This window comes from Microcoleus sp. Pol12B3 (assembly GCF_036701355.1).
Taxonomy (GTDB): domain Bacteria; phylum Cyanobacteriota; class Cyanobacteriia; order Cyanobacteriales; family Microcoleaceae; genus Microcoleus.
Genome location: NZ_JAUBQS010000022.1, coordinates 1 through 21,641 on the forward strand (window position 1 = coordinate 1; position 21,641 = coordinate 21,641).

Here is a 21,641-nt window from a genome sequence, read left to right on the forward strand (position 1 = left end):
GCGCCAGCACCAGTCTCAAATTTGCCACCAGCACCGACCATTACTCAAAATCCAGCACCAGTCTCAAATTTGCCACCAGCACCAGCGCCCGCGCCAGCACCAGTCTCAAATTTGCCACCAGCACCGACCATTACTCAAAATCCAGCACCAGTCTCAAATTTGCCACCAGCACCAGCGCCCGCGCCAGCACCAGTCTCAAATTTGCCACCAGCACCGACCATTACTCAAAATCCAGCACCAGTCTCAAATTTGCCACCAGCACCAGCGCCCGCGCCAGCACCAGTCTCAAATTTGCCACCAGCACCGACCATTACTCAAAATCCAGCACCAGTCTCAAATTTGCCACCCGCACCAACTGTTACTCAAAATCCAGCACCAGTCTCAAATTTGCCACCCGCACCGACCATTACTCAAAATCCAGCGCCAGTCTCAAATGTGCCACCCGCACCAACTGTTACTCAAAATCCAGCGCCAGTCTCAAATGTGCCACCAGCACCGACCATTACTCAAAATCCAGTGGTTGCGCCTGTTGCTGCGCCGATAAATCTCGCACCGATACCGACACCGGAGCTCGCAGCAAACCAGCCACCCAGCACAAATCGTTTATTTTCGCCCAGCCTGCAAGAGCAAAACCAGATATCTAATTCCTTGCAACAGCGCATTTCACCTCCCGCGTCTGGGAATCTTGACGCTTCCAATTTGCCAACTAACGTCGATGCCGTTATTTTTCCCGTGGAGGAGAGATTTACCAGGGAGTTTGCCGATTACCTAAATTTGCCATCAACAAATGCGATCGCCACCCTAGAAGATGCCCAAAATACCCTTCGCAGTGTCCAACAAGCCACAGGCATCAAACCAGCTCTCATTTATATCAGCTTTGTACCCAGGGGTTCTACAGTCGATCGGCCTTACAGCAGTTCCTCCATCTTGCGCGTAGAACAGCAAATTCAAGCCTCTGACGAACTGGAAATGATTGTGATCGCGCCGGAAGGTGTGCCCGTTCGCCAGCGCGTCCCTGGAACCTCTCGCGCCGAGGTAATGGAAGCTGTTCGGAAATTTCGCGATGAACTGACTAATCCGGTAAAGCGCAACACTAAAAGTTATTTGCCCTTGGCTAAGCAACTCTACCAGTGGATGGTAGCGCCGCTGGAAGCAGAACTGCAAGCCAAAGGCATTGAGAATTTATCTTTTATCTCAGATATGGGGTTGCGATCGATACCGATGGGTGCCCTGCACGACGGCAAAGGCTTTCTGGTAGAGCGTTACAGTGTTGGATCGATGCCGAGTCTGAGTTTGACAGATACCAGCCCCGCCAATTTCAAAAATACCCAAGTTCTGGCAATGGGGGCGTCGCAATTTCCAGATATGAGTCCTTTACCTGCTGTGGAAATAGAAGTATCGACAATCACGCCGCAGCAGTGGCCGGGTAAGTCTTTCTTGAATGAAGCTTTCACCCTGGCCAATTTGAAATCGCAGCGCCAGCAGCAGCCTTTTGGGATGATTCACTTGGCTACTCACGCCGAATTTCGATCTGGAGATCCGAGCGAATCCTTTATTCAGTTGTGGGATACTAAACTGCGTTTGGATCAGTTGCGGCAAATGAATTGGCACAGCCCGCAAGTTGAAATGTTAGTTTTGAGTGCTTGCAAGACTGCGGTGGGCGATCGAGAGGCCGAGTTGGGTTTTGGCGGGTTAGCCGTGCAAGCCGGGGTTAAATCGGCTATGGCGACTCTTTGGTATGTCAGCGACGAGGGCAGTTTGGGGTTGATGACGGAGTTTTACGGCCAGTTAAAAACTGCTCCGATTAAAGCAGAAGCACTGCGGCAAGCGCAATTAGCGATGTTGCGTCAAGAGGTGCGAATTGAAGGGGGGATGCTGCACACTTCTGTTGGCAATCTGCCGTTACCCCCGGAATTGGCAAACACGACGAGTCAAAATTTCTCTCATCCTTATTATTGGTCTGCTTTTAGAATGATTGGCAATCCTTGGTGAGTCGATCGCCCACTCGCACCTCAACAACCGCTAACCACTCATAATTGCCACAAAAATTCAAAATCCCAAACCCAAAACTGCCCAACCCCAGTACGATCGATCTAGTTAGCAAAAATAAGTAAAAACACTACCGGAGTAATTTTTATGGATCTGGTCGTACTCCAGAACTGGCTGGACAACATCTCCTTTGCCGTTTTGTTCTCCACAATGCTCATTTACTGGGTTGGCGCAGCATTCCCCGGCATTCCCTACCTGGGGGCCCTAGGAACCGCAGGAATGGCCGTCGCCAACTTATCCATCGCCGCTTTACTCGGTTCTCGATGGATAGAAGCCGGCTACTTCCCCTTAAGCAATCTCTACGAATCCCTATTTTTCCTAGTTTGGGGAATCACCGCCATCCACCTAGTCGCGGAAAACATGAGTCGTTCCCGCTTAGTAGGAGTAGCCACATCCCCCGTAGCAATGGCAATATCCGCCTTTGCAGCCCTGACTCTGCCCGCCGCCATGCAATCGGCAGAGCCCCTAGTACCGGCCCTCAAATCCAACTGGCTGATGATGCACGTTAGCGTCATGATGCTCAGTTACTCAACTTTAATGGTAGGAGCGCTACTGGCGATCGCCTTTTTAATCGTCACCCGCGGCCAAAAAATCGAACTCACCGGTAGTTCCTTCGGCACCAACAGCAACCGCAACAGCAACTACCGCCTCCAACGCCCTCAAAACCCCGAACCTCAAAATGCAGAAACCAGCGCCGACAGCGCATTAGTTTTCAGCGAACCCTCTTTCAACTCCAACAATAACGGTTCGGCCACGACCGCAGTCCTTGAATTAGCCACCGTTCAAACCGCATCAACCGCCCCAACTCAAACCGCAGAACTTCTCTCGCCCCAGCGATTGAATCTAGCAGAAACTCTTGATAACATTAGCTATCGCATCATCGGTTTAGGATTCCCCTTACTGACAGTTGGCATTATTGCCGGTGCGGTTTGGGCTAACGAAGCTTGGGGATCGTACTGGAGTTGGGACCCGAAAGAAACTTGGGCGCTAATTACTTGGTTGGTATTTGCTGCCTACCTGCATGCCCGCATTACTCGCGGCTGGCAGGGAAGACGCCCAGCAATTTTAGCAGCCACAGGTTTTGTGGTAGTTTGGATTTGCTATCTAGGCGTTAATTTGTTAGGCAAAGGTTTGCATTCCTACGGTTGGTTTTTCTAATTCCCGATCCACCAAGAGGCCACAGAAGAACAGGATAAGTCAAAGAATCGGGATTAATATCATCTCCGGTTGTAGGGTGGGCAATTCCCACCTTACTCAACCAGCGAGATTCTAATAATTAACTCCATCTTCCTTCTTCCCTTTTTTATCCGATAATGTTCGCCGAAGACCCTTCTTCCTTCTTCTAACTTGGGTCTTCCTGACATCCGTTGCATCCGTTACAAAATCTGTTGCCGAACTTCCTTCATTCATTAAAATAAGGACAATTAATATGGACGAATCGCCAATATTTCCCCAAGAAGACGATGTTGTATCTGCCCCTACCAGTGCTTTGATGTATCAATGTACATTCAAAGTCAGCGAATTTATGGCAATTATGCAGGCGAAATTGGTAGACGAAAAATTATTTTCAGACGGTCTGGATTGCGAGCTATTAAGTGCTGGCAAAGACTGGACAAAAGGAAAACTTAGAATGCGTCTGGAGTTCATTCCGCTTGAATCTGAAATCAAAGAACAAAAAGCCCTTCCTGCCGCGGCCGACAGATCGGACACCGTACAAAACTACGCCGTAGATAGCTCAAATGAAACCGATATAGATGAGCCATTAAAGCAATGTGACTCAACAGAAATAAGTAATAATTTTCCTATTTCTAGGTATCCAGACCGCGACCCCCAAAGTATAGGAATGTGGAGCTAGAAAGGCAAAGGCTGAGAGATTGGGAGAGGGGGATGCTTCCCCTTCTTTGCTCAAAATCCATCGGTTAAATCCCGTACACTGCTCGTTTTCTAACTTCCTGCTTTTTGCTTAATGAAAAACTGGTCTCATGGCTGAATCTTCCAATTGGACGCACCTGCACGCTCAAGTTCACAGGACGCTGCTGTACCGACAAATATTGCCATCGAATCAGCGCTTGCTAGTAGCAGTATCCGGCGGACAAGATTCTCTGTGTTTAATTAAATTACTGCTAGATTTGCAGCAAAAATGGGGGTGGAACCTAGCAATTGTTCACTGCGATCATCGTTGGCGTTCTGACTCGCAAGCGTCGGCCAATCATGTAGAACAATTAGCTAAAAACTGGGGAATATCCTACTATTTGGAAACAGCCTCGGACATCCCCAAAACAGAAGCAGCGGCCAGACAGTGGCGATATCAAGCTTTAACCGAAATTGCGATCGCCCACAACTACCCCTACATTGTTACAGGCCACACAGCCAGCGATCGCGCCGAAACACTCCTCTACAACCTGATTCGCGGCAGTGGCGCCGATGGACTTTCTGCCCTCACCTGGACACGACCCCTGCTCGATTTTCGATTGCCGATTGCCGATTTTAGATTGGGGAATTCCGGCGAAAATCCCAACTCCCAAATATCTGCCGATTTTAAATTGGAAAATCAGGATGAAAATTCCCAATCGAAAATCCAAAATCGAAAATATAAAATCTATTTAGTTCGTCCCTTGCTCGAAATAACTCGCTCGCAAACAGGTCAATTTTGTCAAGAGCAAAAACTACCAATTTGGGAAGATTCCACAAATCAAGACTTGCAATACACGCGCAACCGCATTCGATCGGAATTATTGCCTTATTTGGAAACTCATTTCAATCCAAAAGCCCAACAAGCGCTAGCTCAAACAGCCGAACTCCTCCGCGCTGACGTAGAATATCTCGAACTTGCAGCCAGCGACTTGCTACAGCGAGCAATGTCTCCAATTGGAGACAGCGCGCAGGTGAATTTTCAACTTCCCGTCAAGTTAAACCGCCCGATTTTGCGAGAAGCACCCCTGGCATTGCAGCGACGGGCAATGCGGCGACTACTGCAACAAATATTGTCCTCGGCGCCCAGTTTTGAAAGCGTAGAAAAACTAACCAGCTTAATCGTAGCGCCCAACCGATCGCAAACCGATCCATTTCCTGGAGGAGCGATCGGTCGAGTCGAACACCCTTCGATAATTTTAGATATTAAATTTTAAGCTGTTATCAAACCCGAAAGGACTTGTCGCAACTCAGAAACTACCCGATCTTGCTCCTCTCCTGTCTCCTGCACGCGATCGAGTTCCCCCGCCGCCGCTTCGAGCTTTTGGCGTAGCGCAGTCAAGTTGTCCTGCACCGGCTGCAACATTTCTTGATAAACATTCACCCTGCCCCAGAGTTGCGCCACTGCACCTTTCTGGTTGAACAAATTCTGCTCTAACTGCTTGAGTTCGTAGCGTTTCGCCTCACTTTCCCCATTTTGGCGGTTGACATTTGCCTCAATTTGGGATACTGCTTCCCGCACCTGCTGAATTTCGTTTTCCAGTCTTTGCAATTCTTGGCTTTGCTGCTGCCGCTGAGTATTGAGCTGTGCGACAATCGGTCCCAAATCAATATCTCCTCGCTCTTGTTTGGGAGCATTACCAGTACCCAACCGCCGCCACAGCACCGCCTGATGCTGCTTTAAAACATCTTCCCGTTCCTGCAACCGGAGGCGCTGTCCCACCAGAGTTTCGTTTAACATCTGATAACTTTCGAGTTCATCTGCCATTTCATTTTCCAAAGCCATGCGATCGTACTCGCTAGCAGCTTGAATTTTCCCTTGCAGCTCCTCGATTGTCTCCCGCTGCAGACTCAACTCCTCCTCTTGATCGTTAACAAACCGGAACACCTTTTCCAAATCGTGTTGCAGGTGTTGCACCAGCCCCTGTAACTCATCAACAGGCATCTTCTCCAAAGCTGACACATCTACTTTTTGCTCCGTACCGCCAGCACCCGAAGCAGATGCGAGCCTGGAAACTTGCTGGTAAAGATCCTCAACAGCCCGCACCTGCAAAGACATTGACTGAGCCTGGTCCTGCTTCGCGCTGAGGGTACTTTGCTGCCCTTTAAGCTCCGCCCGAGCCCCGGCCAAAGCATCTTGAGATTGGTACCACTCTTGCCAGCGGTTTTGGAGGCTCTGATTTTGTCGATCGACCTCTTCTTGTTGCTGTTGAGCTATGCTTTGTTTTTGCTCCAACTGCTGCCAGTGCTGATCCAGAATTGCCTGTTGAGCGCCCACGGCACTAAAAGACTGATTCAGTTGTTCCCGCACACCTTGGGCAGAAGCAATTGCCCCTCCCAGCTTCTGCATCAACTCCTGAATCCTCTGAGTCTGCTGCTCATCAACTACTGCCCCCTGCGGAACCTCAGATTGCTGCTGGGCCACCCGTTGCTGCTCGCCCCGCAACTGTTCCCAAGCGGTCTCAATTTCCACACGACTGCGATCGACTTCTTCTCGCAGTCGGTTAGCTTCATCTCGAGTATTTTCAATTTCTGAGCGCTGAGCCTCCAGTCGCTCCAACTCCTCTTCCATTTGAGCCAACTGCTCTTCGCGGGCTTGCATTTCCATTTCCCGGCGATTGAGTTCCTGACTCGAAAACGTCAGAGAAGCCTTCCACTGTTCAATTTCCTCTTCCTTATCTTTAAACTTGTCCTGCAATCGCGAGAAATTTTGCAGAATGCTCACCAACTGGCGGGCCGCCTCCTGAATCCGCTGCACTTGCTTGCTAGCGCTCAACTCAACCAGCACCAGCGTGCCGTCGTTAAACTTATTAGCTTCCTCAACTGGGATCGCGTCATCGCCTGGTACGGCGCTCCAGTTATGTTCGCCCCGCTGACAAGCTAGCAGTTTCAGTTCAGCCTTACCGCCACCGAGACCAAAGCCGCTTCTCTGTTTTTGTACTTCCGCTAGATACAGCACACTAATAGTCCTCTGCTTCGTAAAACCTATCCCAACTTACTTTAAGTTACTTAAAGGCCTAAAAGATAAGTGGTGTTTACTTCCTACGCTGTTGGGTAGACGGCTAATCCCAAGATAAGTAGGCTATCCCCCTTAAGCCAAAGGTTCTTGACTAAACATAGCACTGCGTGCGATCTTTAGTCAACTTACCTAAAGTAAACAAGTATAGGCAAGTAAGGATAACTTTTTGCCAATTAAGTCTTACTTTTTGGTATCGTTTGCCCAATCGGGGGATAGCATTTTTTTCTAACTTTAGCAGCACTCACGCATAGCACGTTCTCACGGGAGAACTTCTAGAAAGTACCGCCGCCGCCAGTTGTCTGGAGGAATGAGAGAGCAGTACCAATGCCGCTTGATTAAAGAGTAGCTCTCACTGCGGAGACTGCCATAGCCCAAACCTGAAAAAGGTCAGTCCTTGAACCTCCCCACGTCTAAAGCCGGAGGATTCTTGCCCACCTTCTAGACGACAATGGTACGTTCAAATATCGCTCTACTCACTCAAAGAACTTTACTTCTCCCGGAGCGCAGACTTGCTGAGTCCTTCATATTTTTAAGGTTGAACGTGACCTATGCTGCAATTATTTGCCCTTTAACTAATCCGAATTAATCGGATTAGTGCGTTGCCGGGGTTGCTCGCCGTCTAGGATATTTCAATGGGTTGAAAGTTATTCTTACTCTGGCGAATCGCTCTCTGCCAATTATACCACTCTGGTTTTAGCAACACAATCGTTTCACGAGACTTAAAAGTCACGAGACTTAAAAGTCCCTACCGACCGATCCCCAGGTCTAACTCCCCATGTCGTTAGCCTAGGGCTTGCCTCTGGCGTTTCGATCCAAAACTTTGTATTGATTTTACAACTCTTTCGTTATGGGTCGATCGCGTTCGAAGCCGTTGCAGCCCCCAAGCTGGGGCCTTGCTCCGGCGGACTAGGGATTTGAACCGCGCTGCCTTAGAATAAGGTAATGACGCGAGCCTACGACGCTCGCCGCGGGCGAGCAAAAAGGTCGATCGGCACTGAGGGTTTTCCTGACAATTGCCAACAAAGGTTCATTTTGACAGCACCTAATTTTAGGGCTGTGGCAAACCCAAAAAAACCTCGATCGCAACTCATCCAACCCAACAGACTAGCCTCAAGTTCCCATTGGGGCTTGATTGGCACTTGCTGCTGGAGCAGCGGTAAAACCAGAGAATCCTCGGTATTTTGAAGTTGCCCTACGCCAAGATGTGTTGGATAAACTGACGGCATACTCAGCCAAAAACTTCAAAACTTTGGCTATCGAAGACTTGAACCAGTCGGGAATGCCAGCGTTGCACACTCGAAGAACCCGTGCCATCGTGCGATATGGATTCTACGAGTTTAGGCAATAGTGGGAATACTAAGGTGAAACTCTACACTTAGAGAATGCCGCGAGTTTCGCGGTTTCAGCTTGTGGACTGGTAGCTCGACCGAGGAGCAGCAGCAAGTATCGCCCTTTCGTCAATTCCCAATTGTGAGATTGGCATCAGCGCGTAAATTATTGACGGAAACTAAAGTCAATCTTTTCGCCAGCACACAGTCTTTCCGAGCTCAGACGCCAACGGTTTTAAGGAGGACACTTTAGCTGCATGCAGGGAAATTTGAGTGAAATAGACATCCGCAGCATCCTGCAATTGATTGAGTTAGGTCAGCGAACCGGAGAACTGTTCGTAGAGGCCTACACCTCCACCGGCAGCAGCACGGGTACTCAACCTACCTCGCGCTCTCTTGCAGGACAATCCTGGTATGTCTTCTGCTTCAACGGTCAGATTATTTACGCTACCCAGAGTGCGGGCAGTTTGTTTCGCTTGCGCGACTACCTGCGCCGCTACAAAGCAGATACCGCCCTCGACAAAATCCAAGTTCCCTATATGGCATCTACCAATGCCCCAGAATACGGCTACCTATGGGCCCTGCTAGAAAACCACATCCTCACCCCAGCTCAAGGCCGCAACATCATCCAGAGCATGATCCACGAAACCCTATTTGACTTGCTGAGTCTCCACCAGGGTTCCTTCACTTTTGAAATGGGTCCAGCTTTGGCTCCTCAACTGACCAGCTTAGAAATTAGCTCGCTGCTGGCCAAGATTGTCAAACAGGTGCAGCAGTGGAAGCAGTTTCACCCTCACATTCAGTCGCCCAACCAATGCCCGGTGATTTCAGACCCCTCCGAGCTGCGAGTCGCGCTTCCTGTCAATACCTTTAATACTCTCAGACGCTGGGCCGACGGGCACACTTCGATCCGCCAAATGGCGCGCTACCTCAACCGAGACGTACTCACTGTCGCTAAGGCGATTTACCCCTTTGTGCAGCAGGGATTAGTGCAAGTATTTTACGAACCCTCTGTTGCCCCGGCCAACAATAAAAAAGAATGGTCGTCCCCAGAAACCAAAGTTCCGAGAGTTGTCTGTATTGACGACGACAATACTATTCGCAAAACAGTTGAGTCAATTTTAAATGAACACGGTTACGAAGCTACTACGATCGGCAATCCCCTCCAAGCATTGAGTTTGGTGTTTCAACTCAAACCAGATTTAATTCTGTGTGACATCGCCATGCCGGAACTCGACGGGTACGAAATTTGCGCTATGCTGCGTAGTTCTAGCGCTTTCCGGCAGACGCCGATCGTGATGCTGACGGGTATCGACGGATTTATCGATCGCGTTAAAGCCCGCATGGCCGGAGCTACAGACTTTTACACCAAACCTTTTGGTGAAAGCGAATTATTGATGCTGGTAGAAAAATATGTGGGTCCGGGCTACCCTCGGCTCAATCTCTCGGAAAAATTATTAGACCGCTCGCTAGAAGACCAATTAGAAGAAAAATAAATTTCGCACCCATGCCCAGATGGGAGCTTTTTTGTACCTGCGGTTAGATAGAGTCTCGGCCGCCACAAAGAGAAAGCTGGGGGTACTATTGGCGATCGCACCATAAACTAGAATGTATTAATCCGCGCGCTGGCATAAGGGCGTCGGTAAAACTCTGTTCAATTTCTAGGCCAAAGTGGGTCTAACACGCTCAAAGTGCAAATATAATATACTTGTTCTCCACTTGCAGCCGCTCCGAAAAACTGATGCACAGAGTTAGACTAAATGGCCAAATAGTTTTCTAAACTTGTCTATAATTGAGCAAACCCGCAACTCTAGGTAAGCTTAACTATGTTTGCCGTCAAACGAGCGCTAAAATTGAATAACAACGAAGCGACCTTGATGGCAAAACACGTAGGATTTAGGCGGGTCGTCTTCAATTTCGGGTTAAGCTTGCGGACTCAAATGTATAGTGAGGGCAAGCTTTCGGACTCGATGGCGATCGACGAAGTTAAAAAAGTTCTCACCAACCACGTCAAGAAACAGCCTGAATTTGCTTGGATGAACCAGTTGTCTAGCCGCGTCTACCAAAACGCATTAATTGACTTGAAAGATGCGTTTAGTCGATATCGTTCTGAGAAAGCAGGTCATCCGAAGTTTGCCAGTCGCCGAAACGGTCAATCTTTGAGGGTGGATTCATCCAATGGGAAAGTTCTACTAAGTGCTGGCAACACAATTAAGATTCCTACCTTGGGAACGTTTCGTCTTCACGAGCCACTAGAATGCGGTTCCGTGTCTCAAACTTTTACTATCTCAAAAGAAGGAAGTCGCTGGTCTATTTCATTCTGTGTTGATGCAGAACGTCTACCAGTTCAACAGCCCAAAAGCTCTGTAGGAATCGATGTAGGTATTAAATCTTTTGCCATGCTGTCAAACCAGCAAGTTTTTGACGCACCAAAGCCGTTGAAGCAAGCGAAAAGCAAACTTGCAACAACTTTACAACGTCAAGCTTCCAGACAGGTAAAAGGTTCCAATAACCAGCGTAAAACTTACAACAAAATCAGGCGACTTCACGCGCAAATAGCTTGTATTCGTAAAGATTTCCTGCACAAGTTAACAACTTACTTAGCCCTGACTTTCAAGCTCATCAAAATAGAAGACTTGAATATAAAAGGCATGATGGCAAATCACAGGCTGGCGGGGGCGATATCCGACCTGGGCTTTTACGAGTTCAAGCGTCAACTCGATTACAAATGCCTTATGTATGGAGCGAATTTAGTGCTGGTAGACCAATGGTTTCCTAGTTCTCAAGCTTGCTCGAGTTGTGGCAGCAAAAAAGATATGCCACTGGGTTCTCGGACTTATGATTGTCCTGCTTGTGGTAGATCTATCGATCGCGATCTCAATGCCAGCGTTAATATTTTGAACTTGGAACCCTCGGCGGTCGGGGGATAGCCTACTGATCTTGGGGTAGCCGACTACCCAACAGCGTAGGAAGTAAACTCGGATGCTCTAAAGATGGCTTTAGATAAGTTTAGGTAAGTTTTACAAAGCGGCAAATTTATTGCCAAGGACCTCCGGCCGTCGCGCCATTCACCCCTTGGCTGTGTCAAGCTTGGCTGTGTCAAGTTTCGACCATCGAAATTTCGATCGGGTTATTCTTGGCGGGAAACCTCAACAATTTGCTAGAAATGCAGGTGTCAGAATTATGATTAGCGGTAGCCCAGACTTTATATTACCAGGACTAGGCGTAGATCCGGCTCCGGAATTCCAAGAACTAGAAACTCCCGAAGGCGAACTGCACCTGCGGTTCTACGTTCCTTCGGGGAACGAGTTCGCACTGCCAGCGACAGGGATTAGAGAGGTACTATCCCCGTCCCCAGACCGCATGACACCGATCCCCAACGTTTCCTCTTTGCTTTTAGGTACGCTAAATATGAGAGGACGAGTAATTTGGGTGGCAGACCTCGGCCAATTTCTGGGAGATCAAACACCTCTGAACACAGATAGACCCGAAATCCCGATCGTGGCTGTGGAAGACCAAGACACGATTTTGGGGCTGGCAGTCGATCGAATTGTGGGCATGGACTGGCTCGACGTAGAGCAACTGCACTCTCAGAACAATGCACCAGACGGCATGATTCCATTTCTGAGGGGAGAATGGATGTTAGGTGCACAAGCTCAGAAAGTGCTCCGACTGCTAGATCAAGTGAAAATTCTGCGCTCGGCGCGGTGGGCAGCGTGAAATCGATTTTAGATTTGCGATTTGCGATTTTCGATTGGGGTCTAACCATCAACAGTCACACGACTTGAGGCGCGCATCTAAACATTCAATTCAAGATAAAAATCAAAAATCTCAAATCTAAAATCTAAAATCCAAAGAGGGCGGCAAATGGCAACAAGTACCAACTTTCAGCAGGACTACCAACGGGCAGAAGCGGCCTACATGGATGGCAATTATTCCGAAGCCGCAGCCCTAGTTTATCAATTAGTAGAAGATTTTCCCGAAGACCCCAGCGCTCGCCTGCTGTGCGGACACATTTACTGCTACGGGCTGCAACAGTATGAGGTGGCGCGGGAACAGTACACGGTTGTGCTAGGCCTGAGTGATGACCCGAGTTTGGTGGAACACGCTCACAACGGAATTACCTACACAGACCAATTTTTATCTGGAGAACTGCAAACGGAAAATTTCGAGGCTTTGTCTGCTGAAACTGAATTAGAATTCTACCCAGACTTATCTCTTGATGAAGGGTTAGAAGACCCGGATTTGGGACTTTTCCAAGGAAATTCACAATCCCTTTCCTATACAAGTCAATCCCCAGACGACATGGAAAACGAGGACTTGGCCGACTTAGGCATGAGTGGCTTGGGGTGGGAAGCAGAAGATGACGATCGCGCAGGCTCAGTCCCAGATTTAGCCTCACATTCTAACCCGTTTGGTGGCGACAGCGGCGGAATGGCAGCTTATGCTGAGACCTCCGACTCGCTAGACGACATAGACGAGTTTGCCGACTCGGGCTTTGGAGACCCTTTTGCCTTAGATGATGGAGAGTTTGATGCTGCTGAGGTGTCTAGCAGCAAAGCGTCTGGGAAAAGCCCACCTTACTCAGGAGATTCGTTTTCCGAAGCTCCGACTCAGATGCTCAACGGTCAAAGTTTTGCCTCTTCAGAAACCGGGAATTCCTTCGACTCAAACCAACTAGACTCCCCCATCGATCCCTCGGACAATTTTGGCGAACCTTTTGCTGGGCTCGATTTGCCGGACGAATTCGACGATAACTCCGACTACGACTACCAATCCCCGCCCCAGAGCGGCCAAAATTACGGTCATAACGCACCTCTGGCAGAAGAGGAAGACCCGTTTGCCGAGGCGATGCCCTCGTCGGGTTTTGGGTCTTCTCGACCTCAAAACAAACAGCCGAATAACGGTTCGGACTACTCGTCAAACTATTCGCTGGCGGAAGACGAAACGCTGTTGATGGGAGGTGCTGTCCCCAACTCTCAAAGTCAAAGGTCGAGCCGGGGACAGTTTAATTCAGTCGATCCAGCATCCGCCAACAGCAACGGTTACAGCGACTCGGAACCCCCGGCATTTAGCTCTAGAGACAACTTCGAGTTAGATGCTTTTGAAGACGACGCTTTTAGCGATTCTTTCTCTTTCGACGAAAACGAACAAGCGACAGCTTTCGGCGCGTCCGACAAGAACAACAGTGGCTGGTCGTCAAAAGCAGGGAACGGTCAAGAACACAGCGACTTTTTAGACGAATTTGACGAGTTTGACGATTTGGGCAATTTGCCGGACTTTGATATCTCAGAAGATGCCACGAGTTCGATCCTGACTAGAGGTAACACCAATTTCGGCAACTCGACCAGCGGAATGATGGGGACGACCGGCAGCAGCCTGGACTTTGACAACAGCGATGGCTCAGCAATTCGGGATGACGAAATATTTAGCATAAGCGGCCCGGCTGATGCGTCTGTGCCGACTTTTTCTCCCACCGAAACAGAAGCGCTCGATACTTCGGTAACGGTAGAACAGGGGGGACTGGCTTTCTTGGAAAATGCCCCTTTGTTTACAAAACAGTTGTACACGGCAATCGGGGCGGGACTGGTTTCTCTGGTAGCTGTGGCTTTCGTCACCAACATTGCCTCCTATCAAGCTCTGCGGCAAGACAAACCGGAGGCGATCGTTTACCTGCGCCAAACAGGCTGGGTAATGACCGCAGCCGCAGGCTTTACCAGCTTTTTAACTTCTTGGGGCATCGGCCAGTTGATCGCCAAGCAGGTACGCAAGTCCTCGGATAATTTGCAAGCTCAGTTCGATGCCGTATCTCAAGGAACTTTGGATGCTCGCGCTACGGTTTACTCGGAAGATGAATTTGGCAAAATGGCTGCTAAATTCAACCACATGGCGAAGGTCATCCAAACCACGATTAGCGATACCAGGCGCAAGTCTGACGAGCAGGAACAGGCAAAAGAAGACTTGCAGCGCCAAGTGATTCGCTTGCTAGACGACGTGGAAGGAGCTGCCCGGGGCGACTTGACGGTGACTGCGGAAGTGACCGCAGACGTTTTGGGTGCTGTGGCTGACTCGTTTAACTTGACAATTCAAAATCTGCGCGAAATTGTCCATCAGGTGAAGCAGGCGGCTCGGGAGGTCAGCAAAGGCGCTACAGATAGTGCTAAGTTTGCGGGCGATTTGTCTTCCGACGCGCTGCGGCAAGCTGAGGAACTGGCGGCAACGCTCAATTCGGTGCAAGTCCTCACCGACGCGATTCAGCGGGTCGCAGAGAGCGCTAGAGAGGCGGAAGAAGTGGCCAGGGGCGCGGCGGCAACGGCTCTGAAAGGGGGCGAAGCTGTGGAGCGGACGGTGGCCGGGATTTTAGAAATCCGAGAAACGGTAGCAGAAACCACTAGAAAAGTCAAGCGGTTGGCGGAAGCTTCTCAAGAAATTTCTAAGATTGTGGCTTTAATTGCGACGATCGCCTCCCGGACGAACTTGTTGGCCCTCAACGCCAGTATTGAGGCGGCGAGAGCTGGGGAAGCGGGCAGGGGTTTCGCGATCGTGGCAGACGAGGTGCGACAATTGGCAGACCGATCGGCTAAGTCTTTGAAAGAAATCGAACAGATCGTGATGCAAATTCAAAGCGAAACCGGCGCGGTAATGACGGCGATGGAAGAAGGGACGCAGCAGGTTATTGAGGGGACAAAATTGGCAGAACAGGCGAAGCGATCGCTTGAAGATATCATTCAAGTAACTAACCGAATTGACGTGTTAGTGCGATCGATTACTGCCGACACTGTAGAGCAAAACGAAACAGCTCGCGCGGTCGCCAGTGTGATGCAGGCTGTCGAATTAACTGCTCAAGAAACGTCCCAAGAAGCGCAGCGAGTTTCTGGTGCTTTGCAAAATTTGGTGGGCGTTGCTCGCGACCTTTTGACATCGGTAGAAAGATTCCGAGTAGAAACAGCAGAAAGACAATAATCAATTATCTAATGCTTGTTTTGCGGCATGATTTACAATTACCTTTGTGTGGCAAGAATGGCATACAAAAAGCAACCTCGCAGTCTTAAAACCGCTGCGGGGCTGCTAATTCAACACCTAAAGGAAGTAGGAGTTGCACAGATGGACGACAACATAGTAGAAGTAATTCCTGGCATATTTGGTGAGATTCAGCCGACGGGCTGTATTATCTGTACCATCTCAAAAAACACCAGGGGCTATGCCACCAAAAGACTTCTGATTAACGGTGAAGGGAAAACGTTTACTGTCCACCGTTTAGTATTAAAAAATGTTTTAGGTCGTCCGATTAGAGCGGAATACTTTGCTTGCCACACTTGCGATGTCCGCAACTGCATCAATCCCAACCATTTATGGGAAGGTTCTAGACTTAAAAATTCTCAAGATAGGTTTAAGAAAGGACGGATTAAAGATGTAGGAAGTACATCGGCTCCTCAACCTCAAAAACAAGTGCGAGGGATAGAAATAATTCCCGGCATTCGGGCTGAAATACAGCCGAATGGCTGCATGATTTGTACGTTGGCTAAAAGAAGTGATGGTTACTCGGTGAAAACTATTAAGATTAACGGGAAAAATCAAAGTTTCTATCCCCACAGACTTGTACTGGAACACAAACTGGGAAGACCTGTAAAACCCGGTTATTTTGCGTGCCACAGTTGCGACGATCGCGGTTGTATCAATCCCGACCATTTGTGGGAAGGAACCCCCGCCGATAACTCCCGCGATGCTATAGAAAAAAACCGCTTTCCTTTCGTTCCAGGCAAGATATGTCCTAACCGCAAACTCAAACCAGAACAATTGCAGCAGATTCGCTATCTTTTAAGTGAGGGCATATCGAAAGCAAAAATAGCCAGGACATTTGCCATATCTCGCAGTCAGATTATTCTCTTGGCAAGGGGCGAGATATACAGAGAGCTTCTCTAGAACTACTAACATAGACCCAATACAATAACGCTTAAAATCAGGAATAAAACTATGCTGCCGGAGCAACAACAGAGGATAATGGGCTACTTTATTGAGGAGGCAAAAGACCACCTCAATACGATCGAACAAGGCTTGCTGAATCTGCAAACCACGATCGAAGACCCAGAACTGGTCAACGAAGTATTTAGGGCCGCTCACTCTGTCAAAGGAGGAGCAGCAATGCTGGGGCTGACCAGCATTCAGCAAACAGCTCACCGACTAGAAGATAGTTTTAAAGTTTTAAAAGAGTGCAGCGTTAAAGTAGACCAACAGCTAGAGTCCCTTTTTCTGCGAATTTTTGACACATTGCAAGGGCTCTTAGAGCAACTGTCGGGGCCTTTTGGACTGACAGAAGAATTGGGAGAACAGATGGTTCGAGAGTTAGAACCCGTGTTTGAAGAACTCAACGGACACTTGGGGGGACTCGTTGGACACGGAGAACACCATGGAGACGAGAGCTACGCCATGTCAGTACCCGAACCAGTTATGGCCGGGATGGGAGTCGGGGCGTTTGCCTCATCAAGGAGTATTCCGGATTCGCGGTCAGTTTACGCACCTGATGCCAGAGCAACAGAAGACAGCGCGCTGCAGCTAGTATTTGACTCAGACGTGCCGGCGAGGATGCGGGAACTCCTGCAAGAGTTCAAACAGCCCGAGGGGCCAGAAAGCAGGCGACAACTCAAGAATATTTGTCGGAATTTGCTCAGGGCAGGGGAAGAATTTGAACTGCCCTGCTGGATAGAATTGATCAAAACTGTATCAAAGGCGATCGCCAACCCAGAAAATAGCTACCGTACCTTAGCCCCAACGGTAATCAAAGACATCAAACAAGCGCAAGAACTGGTAATTTCGGGTCTAGAATCCTCGATCGCACCAAGCGCAAAACTTCTGGCGCTGCAGCCGGCTGTTTTGGTTCCAGAAACGGATTTTGAAGATTTGCTGGCCTTCGCTCAACCGAGTAAATCCGGGACAAATGTGGTTTCGGTTGAGGATGAGGCGTGGGATCTGGTGGGATCGGGCGATGCCGCGGATGGATTGAACAAGTTGCTGCCGACTATTTCTGGGCTGAGTATAGACGAGCTGTTCGACCAACTCGACAGTGGCGACAGCAACGAAGACAGTGGCATTCGATCCGTCCAGTTCGACGAGGATTCCGCCTTCGCAGACTCGGATATGGAGACGGGTGCTTTTAGAGGCTCGACCCGCACTGGCCCGGAAGTGGGCGCGGCAGAACTCAACACTTTAGCTGACTTGTTTGACGGCGAGTCCCCGGAACTCGACGGCGCTTGGGAAGAAGAAGAAGACCTCGACTACGCACAGTCTTCTGGGATATCGGCGGCGGGAATGCTGGGGTCAGACGATGATGACAATTCCGGCGATTTTACTGATTTGTTGTTTGACGAATACGATGCGGAAACTTCCGAAACGAACACAAAGCCTCCGATTGATGACCTGACGAGTTTGTTTGGGGAGGATTTGCTGTTTGGAGAAGAGGCAGAGGGATCGGCAGTAGCTGCAGGTCAGAAAAATGGCGGTTCGAGCCAGCGGTTAACTCGCAAACAACTTAAAACGGGTAACGGTAAGGGGGGTTTGGAGCGGCGAGAGGACACGGTTGCCCCTGGCAGGGGACAAGCGGACGAAGATGCTCTCGGTACGCTTTTGGACGAAGTGGCTGCCCAAACTTCTGCTGGTGGTACGGACAATGCTGATTTCGATAACTTGTTCGGCGATTTAGGCTTATCTGAGGCAACGGGTGTGCCAACAGTCTCTTCGGAGTACTCCCTGAAATCGGAGGGTTTCGACGCAGGATCGAAGGAGCCTGCAGCAGGGGGGGGCAATAATGATTCAGCGGATGCCGAAGCGTCTGCTCTCCCTGAAATGGATGATTTCGACTTGTTCTCTGAGGTTGGCGAGGACTCGGATTTGAGCGAGCTGTTGGGGATTACTTCTAATTTCCTTTCTTCAGAAGACGAAGGTGGGGAGAACGGGGGCGATCGAGATCAAGCTGCGGGCATCCCACAAAATGAGGAAATGGGCAACGTTCTTAACATGACATCAAATTCTGATTTAGATATCTCTGCGGATGAAAACTGGCTAGAAGATGCTTTCGGCCTGGAAGACGAGTCTGTGCAATCGCTCAACCTGGAGCTGGACGATACGGATTTAGATGCGCTGTTTGGGGATATGACCTCGGGTTCGATTTCTGAGGATGAACAGACTGTGCGGGATCGGCAAGGAGCGGCTACTTCCCGAGAAGCGGCGGATTTGGCTGAGCTGTTCGGTTCTGTACCTACGGGTACCGAGTATGACGGAGAAGCTTCGGGGCAAGCCCGCGGGGGTTGGCCCAATGATGGGGATTCAGAATTGCTGAGTGCGGATGTGGGAGTTGATGAGGGCGACTTGGGGAGTTTGTTCGAGAACAATGGTGCGGCTGTTTCCGACCGAGGCTTGGCAAATTCAGCAGAGGTTGAACTTGGGGCTTTGTCCGACGATCGTCCTGAGTCGGAAATTTCCAATGTCGAATCTGATGAGGGCGCAGCTTTCGATTTCTTGGAGGATATGTTTGGGGAAGGCATTGTGCAGCAGCCAGATGCTGGAGCGGCGCCAGATGACGGCGCGGCTGTGGATGTGAAGGAGTTGTCTGCCCAACCTCCCGAGGGTTTGTTCGACGAGGTGGGTGCGGATTTGTTCGATCGAGCCGAAACAGATGGCGCCGGGGAGTCGGAGGGCGAAGATGATTTGTTTGATGCCCTGGAAACGGATTTTTTAAGTGCCGATTTAGAGCCGCTGCCTGCCGAATCTCTTGATGGTATGTTTGATGGCGATGCTGACTTGCTCTCGGCGATGGAAAACGGGGCTACTCTCAACAGCGAAGAGTTGGAGGGTTTTGATGATTTGTTGGATTCGATCGATGCTGAGGTTCTGGTGACTTCGGAACTGACGACGGGCTTTTGGGACGCTGAGGACGAGTCGGGCGAGGCCGATTCCTCGGAGTTGGAAGAGGGGTCGCTGGCAGACTTTTTTGCCGAGGGCGAATCAGGCGATGAGGATGCCGAAGGCAATTTTGACGATTTAGAAGCACTGTTAATTGCAGGGGGTGCGGTCGCTGTCATAGCAGCTTCTGGGAGCACAAATCAGAGTCCGGTAAATACAGAAGTTTTCTCGGATCTCGAAGAGCTCCTCAGCGAGAGCGCAACTATGCCGGAAATTCCTGCACCGGCGACAACTGCCAGTAAAGCTTCGCGCGCTGCTGCCGAGGAGAGCGACGACGAATTTGGCGATTTGGAAAAACTGCTGGAAGATCCCAAGGAGAGCGGCCGCCAAGGGGAAGGCAATATCGGGCCGTCGGCGATCAACAGACCCAGGCGCAATATGCGCGCGGGCGGGTTCGGCGACCAAACGATGCGGGTGCCGATCAAGCAACTGGATAACCTCAGCAATTTGATGGGGGAACTGGTGGTAAACCGCAACAGTTTGGAGCAAGACCAAGAACGGATGCGGCAGTTTTTGGACAATTTGCTGCACCAGGTGGCCCTGCTGAGCGATGTGAGCCAGCGGACTCAGGATTTCTACGAGCGGAGTCTTTTGGAGATTGCTTTGCTGGCAAACCGTCAGGGACACCGATCGGCCTGGCGCTCTGAGGATTCGGCCCACACGCGGGAAAGTGCCTGGAGACCAGAGGAAATGGACAGGTTTACTCCTTTCCACAGTTTGGCTCAGGAGATTATCGAGCTGATCGTGCGGGTGCGGGAGTCGGCGGCGGACATTGAGTTTTTGGTGGATGAGGCCGATCAGGTGACTCGCCAACTGCGGCAAGTCACGACTCAACTGCAAGAAGGTTTGACTCGCGCCCGGATGAAGCCGTTTGCGGAGACGACGGACAGGCTGTTCCGGGCGGTGCGGGAAATCGCGATTAAGTGCGGCAAGCAGGCTCAGTTGCAGGTTGAGGGTAAGGAGATTTTGATCGACAAGATGATTGTGGATCAGCTTTATGACCCGATGACTCATTTGGTGAACAATGCCATTACTCACGGGATCGAACCGCCGGAGGTGCGTCTGGCGGCTGGGAAGCCTGCTGTCGGCAGGATTACGATTCGCGCTTTCCACCAAGGGAACCAAACGGTGGTTTCGGTTTCTGACGACGGGGCGGGAATTGACCCGCAAAGGGTGAAGGCGAAGGCGATTAAGCAGGGTATGCTGACGGCGGCTCAGGCTCAGAGGATGTCTCGCTCGGAAGTTTACGATTTGCTGTTTATGCCCGGTTTCAGCACTCAGGAACAGGCGACGGAGTACGCCGGCCGGGGGGTCGGTATGAATGTGGTGCAGACTTCCTTGCAGGAAATTCGCGGCACTGTGTCGATCGATTCAACGATCGGCAAGGGGACTGTGTTTACCATCCGTTTACCTCTGGTGTTGAGCATTTCTAAGGCTCTGACTTGCATTAGCGATCGCGCTCGCATTGCTTTCCCGATGGATGGGGTGGAGGATATGATCGATGTGCCTCGCGATCAGGTGACGACGGGGGCGGACGGTTTGCCTTGCATTGAGTGGCGGGGTCAAAGCTTGCCGTTCCGGCCGCTGCGGGATTTGCTGGCTTACAGCCGCCATTTGGGTCGGGGCAGTGTTTACGGGTTTAATACTGACGATGACATGATTTCGGTGATCGTGCTGCGGTCTGCTGGCAATTTCTTGGCGGTGCAGGTGGATCAGGTTTCGACGGAACAGGAAATTGTGATCAAACCGTTGGAAGGGCCGGTGCCGAAGCCGATCGGGATTGCGGGTGCGACGGTGCTCGGAGACGGTCGGATCGTGGCCATTGCGGACGTTCTGGAACTGATCGATTTGGCTACCGGAAGGCTGCGTAAGGACACTGGCGGTACGCTTTGGGATGAGAGCGAGAAGGCTACTAAGGAGGCGGAAATCGAGAAGACTGAGCCGACTGTGCTGATTGTGGATGACTCGATTACGGTGCGATCGCTATTGTCGATTACTTTCGAGAAGTCTGGCTATCGTGTGGAAGAAGCTCGCGACGGTAAGGAAGCTTGGGAAAAGATGAAATCTGGTCTGCCTTGCGATATCGTTTTCTGCGATATTGAAATGCCGAGAATGGATGGTTTGGAACTACTTTCTCGGATGCAGAAGGATGCGGTTTTGTGTGAATTGCCGATCGCGATGCTAACTTCTCGCGGTGCTGACAGACACCGCCAAATGGCTTACAGTTTGGGCGCGAAGGGCTATTTCACTAAGCCTTATTTGGAGGAGCAATTGCTTGATGCTGCTTCTCGGATGTTGAAAGGTGAGGTTGTTGGTGCTCCGGTTGGTGTGTAATGTGTAAATCTGCGTTTCTCTGCGGTTGAAAAATGGTAATTTGT

General features: G+C 50.2%; 13 protein-coding genes. 11 read left to right on the forward strand and 2 right to left on the reverse strand.

Annotated elements, in window-relative coordinates; genetic code table 11:
• The 5 genes from QUA53_RS13220 to tilS all read left to right on the forward strand — a co-directional run.
• On the forward strand, positions 1–644 hold a 644-nt coding region (locus QUA53_RS13220; RefSeq protein WP_333248899.1), incomplete at its 5' end, for a hypothetical protein.
• Positions 556–1,992: a CHAT domain-containing protein gene (locus QUA53_RS13225; protein WP_333248905.1), complete on the forward strand. Its 1,437-nt coding sequence runs from the start codon at positions 556–558 to the stop codon at positions 1,990–1,992. The genes QUA53_RS13220 and QUA53_RS13225, both read left to right, overlap by 89 nt.
• Positions 1,993–2,136: 144 nt before the next feature.
• On the forward strand, positions 2,137–3,207 hold the full coding sequence (gene ccsB / locus QUA53_RS13230) for a c-type cytochrome biogenesis protein CcsB (protein WP_333097417.1): 1,071 nt from the start codon (positions 2,137–2,139) through the stop codon (positions 3,205–3,207).
• Between the two features lie 271 nt (positions 3,208–3,478).
• The gene (locus QUA53_RS13235; protein WP_333097416.1) at positions 3,479–3,904 is read left to right on the forward strand and encodes a KGK domain-containing protein; all 426 of its coding nucleotides are present in this window, start codon (positions 3,479–3,481) and stop codon (positions 3,902–3,904) included.
• Between the two features lie 127 nt (positions 3,905–4,031).
• Positions 4,032–5,177, forward strand: coding sequence for a tRNA lysidine(34) synthetase TilS (tilS, locus tag QUA53_RS13240; protein WP_333097415.1), 1,146 nt, complete (start codon positions 4,032–4,034; stop codon positions 5,175–5,177).
• Here the strand turns inward: tilS and hmpF are convergent.
• Complete coding sequence (hmpF, locus tag QUA53_RS13245; RefSeq protein WP_333097413.1) at positions 5,174–6,919, reverse strand: pilus motility taxis protein HmpF; 1,746 nt, start codon at positions 6,917–6,919, stop codon at positions 5,174–5,176. The genes tilS and hmpF overlap by 4 nt on opposite strands.
• Positions 6,920–7,932: 1,013 nt before the next feature.
• Complete coding sequence (locus tag QUA53_RS13250) at positions 7,933–8,205, reverse strand: hypothetical protein (protein WP_333097412.1); 273 nt, start codon at positions 8,203–8,205, stop codon at positions 7,933–7,935.
• A 359-nt stretch (positions 8,206–8,564) separates the two neighbouring features.
• Here QUA53_RS13250 and QUA53_RS13255 point away from each other — a divergent pair, with 359 nt between their 5' ends.
• The 6 genes from QUA53_RS13255 (at position 8,565) to QUA53_RS13280 (ending at position 21,597) form a co-directional block, all read left to right on the forward strand.
• On the forward strand, positions 8,565–9,803 hold the full coding sequence (locus QUA53_RS13255; protein ID WP_333066407.1) for a response regulator: 1,239 nt from the start codon (positions 8,565–8,567) through the stop codon (positions 9,801–9,803).
• Positions 9,804–10,133: 330 nt separating this feature from the next.
• The gene (locus QUA53_RS13260; protein WP_333097410.1) at positions 10,134–11,237 is read left to right on the forward strand and encodes a transposase; all 1,104 of its coding nucleotides are present in this window, start codon (positions 10,134–10,136) and stop codon (positions 11,235–11,237) included.
• Positions 11,238–11,493: 256 nt separating this feature from the next.
• Positions 11,494–12,027 carry a chemotaxis protein CheW gene (locus tag QUA53_RS13265; RefSeq protein WP_190661936.1) on the forward strand — a complete coding sequence of 178 codons (534 nt, stop codon included), beginning with the start codon at positions 11,494–11,496 and terminating at the stop codon, positions 12,025–12,027.
• A gap of 147 nt (positions 12,028–12,174) precedes the next feature.
• Complete coding sequence (locus QUA53_RS13270) at positions 12,175–15,270, forward strand: methyl-accepting chemotaxis protein (protein ID WP_333097409.1); 3,096 nt, start codon at positions 12,175–12,177, stop codon at positions 15,268–15,270.
• 57 nt (positions 15,271–15,327) lie between these two features.
• The gene (locus tag QUA53_RS13275) at positions 15,328–16,230 is read left to right on the forward strand and encodes an HNH endonuclease (protein ID WP_333097407.1); all 903 of its coding nucleotides are present in this window, start codon (positions 15,328–15,330) and stop codon (positions 16,228–16,230) included.
• A 51-nt stretch (positions 16,231–16,281) separates the two neighbouring features.
• Positions 16,282–21,597, forward strand: a complete 5,316-nt coding sequence (locus QUA53_RS13280; protein ID WP_333097405.1) for a response regulator — start codon at positions 16,282–16,284, stop codon at positions 21,595–21,597.
• The last annotated feature ends 44 nt before the right edge of the window (positions 21,598–21,641 follow it).